General features: G+C 51.9%; 12 protein-coding genes. 8 read left to right on the forward strand and 4 right to left on the reverse strand.

Annotation, left to right across the window (positions count from 1 at the left end):
• Nucleotides 1–107: 107 nt before the first annotated feature.
• The 3 genes from eptA to pmrB are packed head-to-tail and all read left to right on the forward strand — an operon-like array spanning nt 108 to nt 3,501.
• A complete protein-coding gene (eptA, locus tag WHR59_RS21795; protein ID WP_338843457.1) occupies nt 108–1,745 on the forward strand; it encodes a phosphoethanolamine transferase EptA in 1,638 nt (545 codons plus the stop codon).
• A 4-nt stretch (nt 1,746–1,749) separates the two neighbouring features.
• Complete coding sequence (gene pmrA / locus WHR59_RS21800) at nt 1,750–2,418, forward strand: two-component system response regulator PmrA (RefSeq protein ID WP_043018133.1); 669 nt, start codon at nt 1,750–1,752, stop codon at nt 2,416–2,418.
• 51 nt (nt 2,419–2,469) lie between these two features.
• The gene (gene pmrB, locus WHR59_RS21805) at nt 2,470–3,501 is read left to right on the forward strand and encodes a two-component system sensor histidine kinase PmrB (RefSeq protein WP_419144757.1); all 1,032 of its coding nucleotides are present in this window, start codon (nt 2,470–2,472) and stop codon (nt 3,499–3,501) included.
• Here pmrB and pmrR read toward each other — a convergent pair.
• Nucleotides 3,495–3,584 carry an LpxT activity modulator PmrR gene (gene pmrR / locus WHR59_RS21810; protein WP_008321468.1) on the reverse strand — a complete coding sequence of 30 codons (90 nt, stop codon included), beginning with the start codon at nt 3,582–3,584 and terminating at the stop codon, nt 3,495–3,497. The two genes, pmrB and pmrR, sit on opposite strands and share 7 nt — an antisense overlap.
• A gap of 81 nt (nt 3,585–3,665) precedes the next feature.
• On the reverse strand, nt 3,666–5,168 hold the full coding sequence (gene proP, locus WHR59_RS21815; RefSeq protein ID WP_043018130.1) for a glycine betaine/L-proline transporter ProP: 1,503 nt from the start codon (nt 5,166–5,168) through the stop codon (nt 3,666–3,668).
• 699 nt (nt 5,169–5,867) lie between these two features.
• Between proP and kdgT the strand changes: the two genes are divergently transcribed.
• Nucleotides 5,868–6,866: a 2-keto-3-deoxygluconate transporter gene (gene kdgT / locus WHR59_RS21820; protein ID WP_043018129.1), complete on the forward strand. Its 999-nt coding sequence runs from the start codon at nt 5,868–5,870 to the stop codon at nt 6,864–6,866.
• Nucleotides 6,867–6,896: 30 nt separating this feature from the next.
• Here the strand turns inward: kdgT and WHR59_RS21825 are convergent, their stop codons facing one another.
• The gene (locus WHR59_RS21825) at nt 6,897–7,790 is read right to left on the reverse strand and encodes a diguanylate cyclase regulator RdcB family protein (protein WP_181230877.1); all 894 of its coding nucleotides are present in this window, start codon (nt 7,788–7,790) and stop codon (nt 6,897–6,899) included.
• The gene (gene crfC, locus WHR59_RS21830; protein WP_338843458.1) at nt 7,787–10,144 is read right to left on the reverse strand and encodes a clamp-binding protein CrfC; all 2,358 of its coding nucleotides are present in this window, start codon (nt 10,142–10,144) and stop codon (nt 7,787–7,789) included. Before crfC ends, WHR59_RS21825 begins: the two co-directional genes overlap by 4 nt.
• Before the next feature lie 540 nt (nt 10,145–10,684).
• Here crfC and WHR59_RS21835 point away from each other — a divergent pair.
• The 4 genes from WHR59_RS21835 to phnD all read left to right on the forward strand — a co-directional run bounded on the left by WHR59_RS21835 (nt 10,685) and on the right by phnD (nt 13,567).
• Nucleotides 10,685–11,020, forward strand: a complete 336-nt coding sequence (locus tag WHR59_RS21835; RefSeq protein WP_003031835.1) for a zinc ribbon domain-containing protein YjdM — start codon at nt 10,685–10,687, stop codon at nt 11,018–11,020.
• A gap of 138 nt (nt 11,021–11,158) precedes the next feature.
• Entirely contained in the window at nt 11,159–11,605 is a 447-nt protein-coding gene (yjdN, locus tag WHR59_RS21840; RefSeq protein WP_193145853.1) for a VOC family metalloprotein YjdN, read from the forward strand.
• Between the two features lie 132 nt (nt 11,606–11,737).
• Complete coding sequence (phnC, locus tag WHR59_RS21845; RefSeq protein WP_043018125.1) at nt 11,738–12,526, forward strand: phosphonate ABC transporter ATP-binding protein; 789 nt, start codon at nt 11,738–11,740, stop codon at nt 12,524–12,526.
• Nucleotides 12,527–12,550: 24 nt separating this feature from the next.
• Nucleotides 12,551–13,567: a phosphonate ABC transporter substrate-binding protein gene (gene phnD / locus WHR59_RS21850; RefSeq protein WP_043018124.1), complete on the forward strand. Its 1,017-nt coding sequence runs from the start codon at nt 12,551–12,553 to the stop codon at nt 13,565–13,567.
• The last annotated feature ends 118 nt before the right edge of the window (nt 13,568–13,685 follow it).

The raw sequence follows: 13,685 nt of genomic DNA on the forward strand, positions 1-13,685 counted from the left end.
GGGCTGACGCCTTCCCCCGTTATTCTTGAAATCAACATTAAGAACTTAAGGTTGGCTTAATTTTACTTTGAGAGGATTTGCGCCACTTAGTCGATGGAACCCCCTTAATGTTAAAGCTCCTGTTTAAAAGGCCCACTCTCGGGCTCATCAGTTGGCTTCTGCTGATCTCATTTTATCTTGCGACCTTCCTGAACATTGCGTTCTATAAACAAGTTCTGCAAGACCTGCCACTGGACTCCGTGCGCAGCGTGCTGGTGTTTTTATCAATGCCGATCGTCGCATTTAGCGTCATGAATATTGTGCTGACGCTGGCCTCATTCCTGTGGCTAAATCGCCTGGTGGCGTGCATTTTCATTCTGGTTGGCGCATCGGCTCAATATTTCATCATGACCTACGGCATCATCATCGACCGCTCGATGATCGCCAACATGATGGACACCACGCCCGCTGAAACCTTCGCTTTGCTGACGCCGCAAATGCTCATCACGCTCGGGGTGAGCGGCATTCTGGCCGCGCTCATTGCCTGCTGGGTAAGAATCAAGCCCATTTCTCCGGCGCTGCGCAGCGTACTGTTTCGTGGCGCGAACATTCTGGTCTCCGCGCTGCTGATCGTGCTGGTCGCCGCGTTCTTCTATAAAGATTACGCCTCACTGTTTCGCAACAACAAAGAACTGGTGAAATCCCTCAGCCCATCTAACAGCATTGTGGCGACGTCTTCCTGGTATTCGCATCAGAGGCTGGCCCATCTGCCGCTGGTGCGCATTGGTGAAGATGCCCATCGCAATCCGTTGATGGTGAAAGAAAAGCGTAAGAACCTGACGATTGTGGTTCTCGGCGAGACCTCACGCGGCGATAACTTCTCGCTATCCGGCTATTCGCGCCAGACCAACCCGCTGCTGGAAAAAGATGATGTGGTCTATTTCCCCCACACCACTTCCTGCGGAACGGCGACGGCGGTGTCGGTGCCCTGCATGTTCTCCGATATGCCGCGCGCGCACTACGACGAGGAACTGGCGCAGCATCAGGAAGGCGTGCTCGACATTATTCAACGGGCGGGAATTAACGTGCTGTGGAACGATAACGACGGTGGCTGCAAAGGGGCTTGTGATCGGGTACCGCACCAGAATATGACTAAGCTGAACCTGCCAGGGCAGTGTATTGACGGTGAATGCTACGATGACGTGCTGTTCAACGGGCTGGAAGAGTACATCAATAACCTGCAAGGCGACGGGGTGATTGTGCTGCACACCATCGGCAGCCACGGTCCGACCTATTACAACCGCTATCCTGCGCAGTTCAAGAAATTTACGCCAACCTGCGACACCAACGAAATCCAGACCTGTTCACAGCAACAGTTGGTCAATACTTACGACAACACCATTCTTTACGTTGACTATATTGTTGATAAAGCAATCAATATACTGAAAGAGCACCAGAATAATTTCACCACCAGCCTGGTTTATCTTTCCGATCACGGCGAATCCTTAGGGGAAAATGGCGTCTATTTACACGGCCTGCCGTATTCGATTGCGCCAGATACGCAAAAACATGTGCCGATGCTGCTGTGGCTCTCAGAAGATTATCAGCAACGCTATCAGGTCTCTCAGACATGTTTGCAAAAACGGGCAAGCTCAGAGAATTTCTCGCAGGATAATCTCTTCTCCACCCTGCTGGGATTAACGGGCGTGCAAACACAGAAATATCAGGCGGCAGATGATATTCTGCAACCCTGCCGGGGAGGCTAAACGAATGAAAATTCTGATTGTTGAAGACGATACGTTGTTATTACAGGGACTGATACTCGCCGCGCAAACAGAAGGTTATGCCTGTGACGGCGTATCAACGGCCCGTGCAGCAGAGCAGTGTCTGGAGACCGGACATTACAGCCTGGTGGTTCTGGACCTGGGTTTACCGGATGAAGACGGCCTGCATTTCCTGAACCGCATCAGGCAGAAAAAATACACCGTGCCGGTGCTTATTCTCACCGCGCGCGACACGGTGAAAGACCGGGTCAGCGGGCTGGACGTGGGTGCCGATGACTATCTGGTCAAACCCTTCGCGCTGGAAGAACTGCACGCCCGCATCCGGGCGCTGCTGCGTCGTCATAACAATCAGGGCGAAAGTGAATTAATTGTCGGCAATCTGACGCTGAATATCGGTCGTCGCCAGGTGTGGATGGATGGACAAGAGGTCATCTTAACGCCGAAAGAATACGCGCTCCTGTCACGCCTGATGCTCAAAGCCGGCAGCCCGGTACACCGGGAAATCCTGTATAACGACATCTACAGCTGGGATAACGAACCGTCGACCAATACGCTGGAAGTACACATTCACAACCTGCGTGACAAAGTGGGCAAATCACGGATCCGCACGGTCAGGGGATTTGGCTATATGCTGGTTGCCACTGAGGAAAGCTAAGTGAAGCTGCTGCAATTTCTAAAACAACCGCTCCCGCTTCGTCATCGCCTGATGCTGACGATCGGTCTTATTCTGCTGGTCTTTCAGTTGATAAGCACCTTCTGGTTGTGGCACGAAAGCACCGAGCAAATACAGTTGTTCGAGCAGGCGTTACGCGAAAATAGAAATAACGATCGCCACATCCTGCATGAAATCCGCGAAGCTATCGCCAGCCTGATCGTCCCCGGCATCTTTATGGTCAGCCTGACGCTGCTGATTTGTTACCAGGCGGTACGGCGAATCACTCGCCCACTGGCGGATCTGCAAAAAGAGTTAGAAACGCGGGCCGCCGATAACCTGGCGCCGATTGAAGTTCACAGTTCAACCGTTGAGATCCAGGCGGTCGTCTCAGCACTCAACGAGCTGGTAACGCGGCTCACCACCACTATCGAAAACGAACGCTTATTTACCGCCGATGTCGCCCACGAACTGCGTACACCGCTGTCGGGCGTTCGCCTGCATCTGGAATTACTGTCAAAAACCCATAAGGTCGACGTTACGCCGTTAATTGCCCGTCTTGACCAAATGATGGACAGCGTGTCGCAACTGCTGCAACTTGCCCGCGTCGGACAGTCGTTTTCGGCCGGGAGCTACCAGCACGTCAAACTGCTGGAGGACGTTATTCTGCCCTCCTACGATGAACTCAGCACCATGCTGGAGCTGCGCCAGCAGACGTTGCTCCTGCCGCAAAGCGCGGCGGACGTTGTCGTACGTGGCGATGCTACGCTATTGCGAATGTTACTGAGAAACCTGGTAGAAAACGCGCATCGTTACAGTCCGGAAGGCACTAATATTACGATTAGCCTGAATACCGGGCATGATGCCGTCCTGGCCGTTGAAGATGAAGGACCCGGCATTGATGAAAGTAAATGCGGGGAGTTGAGCAAAGCGTTTGTGCGTATGGACAGCCGTTTTGGCGGGATTGGGCTGGGGCTGAGCATTGTCAGTCGTATCACCCAGTTACATCACGGGCATTTCTATTTGCAAAATCGTCAGGGAACCACCGGCACTCGCGCCTGGGTGGAATTAGCGAAAGGTCAGTAAGAACTCACCCATACGTACAAAAAGCTGCTGACGATCAGCAGGCTGCACACGGTGGTCAAACTTTCATAAATGCGGGTTTTCATAACACTCTCCTCCGATACTATGGAGGAGAGTTTGCCAGACACAGATTAAGTCAACCTTAAGGCATGACCTACAGAAAAAGGTTACTCATCGATACGTGGATGCTGCTGCACCAGGCGCGTACGCTTGAGCTGCAGATCGGCAATTTCCTGATCGATATCTTCGATTTTCTGCTCGATATTATCGTAGTGCTCGCCAAGGATCTCTTTCGCTTCCTGAATATCCGAAGCGGCAGGCGTGGCCCCTTTCAGCGGTTGATTGGCGGTCTCTTTCATGGTCATGCCGGTAATTAAACCAATCACCGCAATCACCATCAGATAATAAGCAGGCATCATCAGATTCTGCGAGCTTTCCACCAGCCATGCGGCCAATGTCGGAGTCAGACCGGCGATCAATACCGAGATATTAAACGCGGCGGCCAGCGCACTGTAGCGAATATGCGTCGGGAACATCGCCGGTAACGTTGACGCCATCACCCCGGTAAAGCAGTTGAGGATCACCGCCAACATCAACAATCCGGCGAAAATCAGGCCGATGACGTTACTGTTAATCAGAATAAATGCCGGAATCGCCAACACAAACAGCGCAATACTGCCCATGATTACAAACGGACGACGCCCGAAGCGGTCGCTGAGCAAACCCATAATCGGCTGCACAAACAGCATACCAATCATGATGGCGATAATAATCAACACGCCGTGGTCTTCAGAGTAATGCAGGTTATGCGACAGATAACTCGGCATATAGGTGAGCAGCATGTAGTAGGTAACGTTGGTGGCAATCACCAGACCAACACATGCCAACAGGCTACGCCAGTGTTTGGTCGCAATCTCTTTAAACGAGACCTTAGGACCTTCCTGCAGCCCCTGACGATCGCCCTGCTCCAGTTTATCCACGTGCTGCTGGAACGCCGGCGTCTCTTCCAGCGCATGGCGCAGGTACAGACCAATCAGCCCTAACGGTAGCGCCAGGAAGAACGGAATACGCCAGCCCCACTCAAGGAAGTTGTCCTCGCCGACGATAGTTGAAATCAGGACCACCACGCCCGCACCCAGCACAAACCCGGCAATTGAGCCGAAGTCCAGCCAGCTGCCCATAAACCCGCGCTTACGGTCTGGCGAGTACTCTGCGACAAAAATCGACGCCCCGGTATACTCTCCGCCGACCGAGAACCCCTGCGCCATCTTACACAGCAACAGCAGAATCGGCGCCCAGATACCAATCGAGGCATACGAGGGAATAAGACCGATACAGAAGGTACTTATCGACATAATCACAATGGTGATAGCGAGTATCTTCTGACGACCGTATTTATCGCCAAGCATACCGAAGAACAATCCGCCAAGCGGTCGAATCAGAAAGGGAACAGAGAAAGTAGCAAGTGCGGCAACCATCTGCACGCTGGGGTCAGCCCCCGGGAAGAACACTTTACCTAATGCGTAAGCAACAAACCCATAAACACCAAAATCAAACCACTCCATCGCATTACCTAACGACGCCGCGGTAATGGCTTTTCGCAATTTACCGTCATCAATGATGGTAACGTCGCGCAGCGTTATTGGTTTTATTTTTTTCCTTTTTAACATACCCGTCCTCATAGACTTAGCCCTGTCACGCTACAGTTCGAGTCCCCTAACGCCCATGCGTCAGGGTCATCACCGAGCGGGGAACGCACAGACGCATTCCCTGTAACAAGCGTAGCAGGTTTACTTACACTGACGAGAAACACGCAGTACAACCGAACCTGTTGACGCCTGATTGGGCGGTTAATGACCTCTTTACCCTAACAGTGTTTAAATTTGTGATCAACTTCACATATAGTTTTCCGTTTCGTCAACCTGCGTAAATCAGGTCATTCTGAGTCAACTTTTTTACATGTCATGCTTGCGATTTGCTGGCAATTAAATACAAGAATAAATCGCTTTGTTGCGCCAACAATCACAATAGTCACTATTATTCTGCTAGCAAAAAAATCACCTAATCCCTTCACAAAAAGATCACAGCTTTTTTAATAATCAGAGCGTTTAAGAAATTTTGCGCGGAATATGTGATGAAGATAACTAAAACATCGTTTTATTTTGATTGAATCAACGTTCCCATGAATGCACACTAATTCCAGACGCAATATCCCTGGGAGCAGCAACACGCTCAACGTATGCCGCGTTAGATTTTATAAAACAAAGAGATAGCGATTTTCTTTGTTAAAAGACATTAGTAACCATTTGAATTTATTAATTTTTACTTTCTTGCGCGAGTATTAGCTGCGACAAGACATGAGGACGTTTATGAAAATTAAAGCCACGATTGAACGCATCCCCGGCGGAATGATGTTGATTCCCCTGTTATTAGGCGCAGTGTTAAATACGTTAGCTCCGGATACCGGTGCGTATTTCGGTTCGTTTACCAAAGGAATGATCAGCGGAACGGTACCGATTCTGGCTGTATGGTTTTTTTGTATCGGTGCATCTATTGATTTACGGGCAACCGGCACGGTATTACGCAAGTCCGGTACGTTGGTAATAACCAAAATAGCCGTGGCGTGGGTAGTGGCAATGATTGCTGCTTCCTTTATTCCTGATACCGGTATTCAAACCGGGTTCTTTGCCGGTCTTTCCGTGCTGGCAATTGTTTCAGCGATGGACATGACCAACGGCGGTTTGTACGCCAGCCTGATGAACCAGTATGGAACCAAAGAAGAGTCCGGCGCATTTGTGTTGATGTCTCTGGAATCCGGTCCGTTAATGACCATGGTGATCCTCGGCTCCGCAGGTCTGGCCTCCTTCGAGCCACACCATTTTATCGGCGCGGTATTACCCTTCCTGATTGGTTTTACGTTGGGTAACCTGGATCACGACCTGCGTTCTTTCTTCAGCAAAGCCACGCCGGTGCTGATCCCGTTCTTCGGCTTCGCGTTGGGCAACACAATTAACCTGAGCGTAATCGTTGATACAGGCCTGCTGGGTATCCTGCTGGGTGTCGCGGTTATCGTTATCACCGGTATCCCACTGATTATTGCTGACCGCGTTATTGGCGGTGGGAACGGTACAGCGGGCGTAGCCGCCTCTTCCGCAGCAGGCGCTGCGGTAGCAAACCCGGTGATTATCGCCCAGATTAACCCGGCGTTCGAACCGGTTGCCGCATCCGCAACGGCGCTGGTTGCCGCCAGCGTGATTGTCACCGCCATTCTGGTGCCGATTATCACCGCGCTGTATGCCAAACGTTTTAATAAAAATCTGGTCGTCAATGAGGCTGCGGCAACCCCGGCAGACTCCCTGCACCACTAAACCTGCCTTTATCCCACTCACCGTTCCTGCTCAATTGATGAGCGGGGGCGGTGCAAAAATCTCCTCAACCATCGCATCAACCAGCCGTTTAGCCGAACACAATCGCGGCATTCCCAACGCTACATTTTGCCAACGCTGCGTCACCGACCAGCTCACCGGATGACGCTGCGCATCGCACCAATCCCCCAGCCAGCTTAACATATCGTTGTGCTCGCCCGAGCCGCCGACAACTGGCGTGCTGAGCCAATGATGATAGTAATGACGCGTGGCGGGTGCCGCATTCACGCTGTCCGCCAGCGCCTGCGCAGCCATGGTTCTCAGGTTGTCTTTTAGCATTGACACCACATCGGCATTCGCTAACCGGCAGGCGTCACCGAAGGCTCCCCAGCGTAACTCCTCCAGCGCAACAAAACAGCGTCCAGGCAACGACCAGCCGTCATACGCGCCAGCCCGCCAACGGGTAAAGATTTGCTCGCTGTGTTCGCCAGCTTGCACCGTCAGACCGCGTTGCGTCAGCGCTTTCTCTTTATAAGCACCGCGCTGGGTAAACCAGTCAGTGAGCGCACTCACCTGCTGCATCAGGCCGGGCGTGGGCAGCCCGCGAGGCTGTTCGGTTTGTTGTAAAAACCTCAGCCCTTCGGCAATGCGCACCAGCGCCAGATGACCCGGGTCGATCATGCCCGCCAGCTTCTCTACCAGCTTGAGACGCATCACCAGATGCTCGCTGGACACTCCCGCCATCACCCACGCACGCAGTTGCGTTTGGGATAATACTTCCTGCGTCAGGCGCGCACGCAGGCGCTGCTGCTGTTGCAGAAAACCGCCGGAACGTTTGGTTTCATCTCCCTGAACCAGATCGACCATAAACTTCGGGTAGACACACTCCAGCGTCCGCCCGGGGCCTTCCAGTAACACGTTAGTCATGTGTGCTCGGTTGCAAAAAGGGTATTGATATCGTCGCGCAGCAAGCGGGAATCTTCATAAAGCCATGCCGCAGTCGTAATGCGATGCTGCAACTGTTCATTCAAGGCATTCACCGCAGATTCATTTTGCTGGCGCACGGTCAGACTCTCACGCAGGCTCGCCTGTAATTGCGTCAAACACTGTGAAAAATCAGCAAAAAACGTGGCCATGCCTGCCGTAACGGAAATATCGACCTGAGCGGCTAAAGCTTTACGAATTTGTTGGCAAAACTGGGTGACGTAATGCACAAGGTTATTATGCAGTGCGCCCATATCAATGAGATAACGCGTTTTCGTTTCAACGTAATCATTCCATCCCCAGTTGGGTTGATTCAGCCAACGCGAGAAGGTATCACGCACCACGCCGCCAGGAGACGGTGTATTCTCCGCCGGAATATCCTGTTCAATGGCCTCGTTAAACAACTGGCGGGTATTGAAGTTAAACATCGCCGCATGAAACGCCGGAAAACGGATCCGCGCCCGAAAACCCGCGTGATTCAGTTCCTCTTTCACCCGCTGTTCAATAGGGCGCATGGCATCATTAAGCGCCCGGGACAGTGTCGACTCAAGCTGTTCAAAGCGCAGGGCTAAGTCCCGGCTGATGCTTTCCTGCGCCGCCAGCAAGACCACTTCACAGGACGAACGCATTTTATCCAGCACGATTTTGGCCTGGCCTTCATCGTGCAGCACCAGCATTTCTCCGACCATTTCTGCCGAGGAGACGCCAGCACCCAGGCCATGTTGTGACATCATCAGGACGTTTTCTTTGACAAAGAACGTGTTGATGCCGCACAGAATCTCAGTCTGTTGATCATTGAGATAGCCCGCAGCAGCCTCCAGCGCCAACTCGACCTCATGGCTGACTTCATCGCTGACCCGCCCCTGACTCACTTCTAACTGTTGCATATCCTCTTCAATATGCGTGATGTTCAGCCGCAATTTTTCATAGGCAACCGTTAATCCGTGGGAGCGAAACTCCAGATATTCGTGCGCGCTTTGCGCATAATTCAATAACTTATGCGACGCTGAGCGTAGCGCATACAGTGAAGCATTGGCGTAAGCGGCATGAATCACTTTCTGAATCGGCTGCTCAAACAGCGAATCCTCCCACAACAGATCGGCGGCATGGCGGATGTGCTCCGTATCCTCAAGATCGGTGGTGCGCCAGCGTCTGCCAAGCGCCGCTTCGGCAAAATCCTGTACCCAACGTTGTACCTGATGATCCGGCAGCCGCCCGCGGGTCGTCAGCTCATGACGCGCCCTGTTCGCCAGATACCCCCACATCGAGGAAACTGGATAGATTCGCTCCGGGGCAATGCCGCCTTGCATCAGCGTGCCGGAAATTAACGCCCGCACCTGCTCTTCATCATCACTATTACGGTCTTTCTGATCGAACTTGTTCACCAGCGCGTATAACGGCACTGACTTACCAACCGCCATAATCGCCTGACGCACTTCTTCATCGGAAATCGACTTCAGTTGGGTGTAATCCATCACCGCCAGCACCGCAGAGGCCCGCGCCAGCTGTTCATTCAGCATCTTTTGTAGGTGCGGTTGCCCGGCCTCATTCGGCCCTGGCGTATCCAGCAATGTTAATTGCCCCGGATAGCTCGCCTGTCCGGCCAAATGGACAAACTCAACCTCGATAACCGGAATATGCTCAATCGCGGCATAAGCGGCAAAAGGAAAATCGACCTCCAGCGCTTTTGACAAACGCACCAGGTCATTCAGGCTTTTAAGGCAATGGAAAATAGGCTGTGCGCCAAGATAATACCGTTCAAATGCCACGCCGTTTTCAATATGCTGCAGCAGGACATTCATATCCTTATCGACTTCCAGGGTCTGCGTAAGACGCTGGCGATCGCACTCGCGCACGCGCTGCTGTAAAACTTTCATTAAGGCATCAATCGGTGCGACATGTGAAAAATGCAGTACCGGCTCTTTCTGCCCCGGCGTATGGCGAATTAGCGTCGGTAACGCCGTCATGGGGCGATTACGATTAGGTAAAACTTCTGTCCCCACAATCGCATTAATCGTCGTCGATTTTCCCGCTTTCATGGTACCGACAATCGCCAGCACCATTTCCAGGCGCGTAATCTTACGCAGTTCATTATTGAGCGTTGCTTGCTGGACATCCATGCCACGCGTGCTGAAATGCATGGGTTGAACAACCTGTCGGCTATGCTCTCCTTGTTTTAGCGCGACATCATCCAACGACGTCATGGGCAATTTTTGCAATTGCCTGAGATGTTCAAGTGAGAGCATCAGCAAGCGTTCCGCTTCCTGACTTAATTCATATATTGTCTGTGTGTGCATGGAAAATTTTTCCTTAACGCAAATGGCATTGCTTTTATTTAGCCCAATCGTTTTATTTATAGATTTTTTGGCTTTTATAATTACGTGTAGAAATAATTAAAATTAAAACAACCAATTGATATTATTAAAATAAATTTGGCGTATAACCGTTGGCCTGATGCCTCTCACTTATCTAATAAGTAAGAAAGATAAACAGCGTAGTTCAGTTTTAAAAAATGCCAGTTTAATCCCCCTACTAAAATTAAGGGGGTTGGTGATATTCAATCACAATGACTTAGGCATCCGTAGGCATTGTTACCTATGAATATCAGATATTTCGCCTCACCTTATCTTAAATAACTAAGCGTAGCAATTTCCCTTAAAAAATATTCCGCCATACTTTCATTGAGGTGAAAGCAAAGGGTCTTTACAGCAGATCATTTTGCGTAATCGCGCAGTAGTCCCGACAAATGCAGGGATTTTATGTATAATTGCGGCCTTTTTCGGCAATCTGCCATTTTTTGGGCGCATTTGCCCCTGCTGACTTTTGAGGAAATCCACATGTCATTACCACACTGCCCGCAATGCAACTCCGAATACACTTACGAAGATAACGGCATGTTCATCTGCCCGGAATGCGCTCACGAATGGAACGATGCTGAACCGGCACAGGACAGCGACGAACTGATCGTTAAAGATGCCAACGGCAACCTGCTGGCTGACGGCGACAGCGTTACCGTAGTGAAAGACCTGAAGGTAAAAGGTAGCTCTTCCATGCTGAAGATCGGTACCAAAGTAAAAAACATTCGTCTGGTTGAAGGCGACCATAACATCGATTGCAAAATCGATGGCTTTGGCCCAATGAAGCTGAAATCTGAGTTTGTGAAAAAGAACTGATGCAAATTGCCTGATGGCGCTACGCTCATCAGGCTGCGCCAGCTCCTCTGCCAGGCGGGAAGCTAATACTTCCCGCCTGGTTTATTTGTGCAGACAATAACTACACTTAACTGGCTTCTTTTACCTGAGGTAAAAATTATGCCGTTAAGTCCCTATGTCTCCTTTGCAGGCAACTGCGCTGACGCTATCGCTTACTACCAAAAAACGTTAGACGCAGAGCTGCTCTACAAAATCAACTTCGGTGAAATGCCCAAATCCGCGCAGGACAACGAAGAAGGTTGCCCTTCCGGAATGAAATTCCCCGATACCGCCATTGCTCATGCCAATCTGCGCGTGGCAGGCAGCGACATCATGATGAGCGATAGCGCCCCCGACGGAAATGCTCACTACTCTGGCTTTACACTGGTGCTCGACACACAAAACGTCGACGAAGGCAAACGCTGGTTTGATAACCTGGCAGCAAACGGAAAAATCGAAATGGACTGGCAGGAAACCTTCTGGGCCCACGGTTTCGGTAAAGTGAGCGACCAGTATGGCGTGCCGTGGATGATCAACGTCGTCAAACAACAGCAACCTACTGAGTAATCCAACGGGAGGCCCGCCCTCCCGTACTGTCATCAAAAATCGCTTAACTCTTCATCGCCGAGTAACCATCCCTTAACGAAAACGTCACATTGATCCGCCACGATGGGGCCACTTTTTTAGGGAGGCCGCATCATGCAAACGATTATTCGCGTCGAAAAACTCTCCAAATCCTTCAATCAACATCAGGCGCTCAATGCGGTTGATCTGAACATCTGTTCCGGTGAGATGGTGGCTCTGCTTGGACCGTCTGGCTCTGGCAAATCCACCCTTTTACGTCATTTAAGCGGTTTGATCACCGGTGATAAATCGCCTGGTAGCCACGTCGAGTTGCTGGGTCGCACCGTTCAACGTGAAGGCCGCCTGGCGCGGGATATCCGCAAAAGCCGCGCCCACACCGGTTACATATTCCAGCAGTTCAATCTGGTGAACCGCCTGACGGTACTGGAGAACGTCCTGATTGGCGCGCTCGGCAGCACGCCGTTCTGGCGCACCTGTTTTAGCTGGTTTAGCCAGGAACAGAAGCAGCGCGCATTACAGGCGCTAACCCGCGTTGGCATGGCGCACTTTGCATACCAGCGCGTTTCCACGCTTTCGGGCGGGCAACAGCAGCGCGTCGCCATTGCCCGCGCGCTGATGCAGCAGGCCAAAGTGATCCTGGCCGACGAGCCGATAGCCTCGCTGGACCCCGAATCCGCGCGCATCGTGATGGATACCCTGCGCGATATTAACCAGACCGACGGTATCACCGTGGTCGTCACGCTGCATCAGGTGGATTACGCCCTGCGCTACTGCGAACGCATCGTCGCGCTGCGCCAGGGCAACGTCTTCTTTGACGGTAGCAGCCAGCATTTTGATAACGATCGTTTTGACCATCTCTACCGCAGCATGAACCGCGTCGAACAGAACGCACAGGCTGCTTAACTTTGCCCGAACTGAGGAATAAACATGAATTACAAGGCCGTTGCCGCGCTGGCGTTTACCAGCATGTTCAGCATCAGCACCTTGTTAAGCCCGGCGCATGCCGAAGAACAAGAGAAAGCGCTGAACTTTGGCATTATTTCGACCGAATCACAGCAAAACCTGAAGCCACAGTGGGAACCGTTCCTGAAGGACATGGAAAAATCGCTGGGCGTGAAAGTAAACGCCTTCTTCGCCCCGGACTACGCCGGGATCATCCAGGGAATGCGCTTTAACAAAGTTGATATCGCCTGGTACGGTAACCTCTCGGCAATGGAAGCGGTGGATCGCGCTAACGGACAAGTGTTTGCCCAGACCGTCGCCGCCGATGGATCCCCGGGTTACTGGAGCGTGTTGATCGTTAACAAAGACAGTCCGATCAACAATCTGAACGATCTGATCGCCAAACGTAAGGATCTGACCTTCGGCAACGGCGATCCTAACTCCACTTCAGGCTACCTCGTCCCCGGTTACTACGTCTTCGCGAAAAATAACATCTCCGCCAGCGACTTCAAACGCACCGTCAATGCCGGACATGAAACCAACGCCCTGGCCGTCGCCAACAAACAGGTCGATGTCGCCACTAACAACACCGAAAACCTCGACAAGCTGAAAACTTCCGCGCCGGACAAGCTGAAAGAGCTGAAGGTTATCTGGAAGTCACCGCTGATCCCGGGCGATCCGATCGTCTGGCGTAAAAACCTTTCCGAAACCACCAAGGACAAGGTGTACGACTTCTTTATGAATTACGGCAAAACGCCGGAACAGAAAACCGTACTGGAACGCCTGGGATGGGCACCGTTCCGCGCCTCCAGCGACTTACAACTGGTGCCGATTCGCCAACTGGCGCTGTTTAAAGAGATGCAGGGCGTGAAGGATAACAAAGGGCTGAACGAGGAAGAGAAAACCAGCAAAACCTCGGCGCTGAAAGCGCAGCTCGACGACCTTGACCGTCTGACCGCCGCACTGGGCGCCATGACCAGCGTCACCAAAGCGGTGCAGTGATTTGTAGACCGGATTGTAGACCGGATTGTAGGCCGGATAAGCGAAGCGCCATCCGGCAAAGGCGTGAATGCCGGATGGCGACGCAAAAGCGTCTTATCCGGCCTACAACGCAAACACA

It is taken from the genome of Citrobacter europaeus (genome assembly GCF_037482245.1).
Classification (GTDB): Bacteria; Pseudomonadota; Gammaproteobacteria; order Enterobacterales; family Enterobacteriaceae; genus Citrobacter; species Citrobacter europaeus.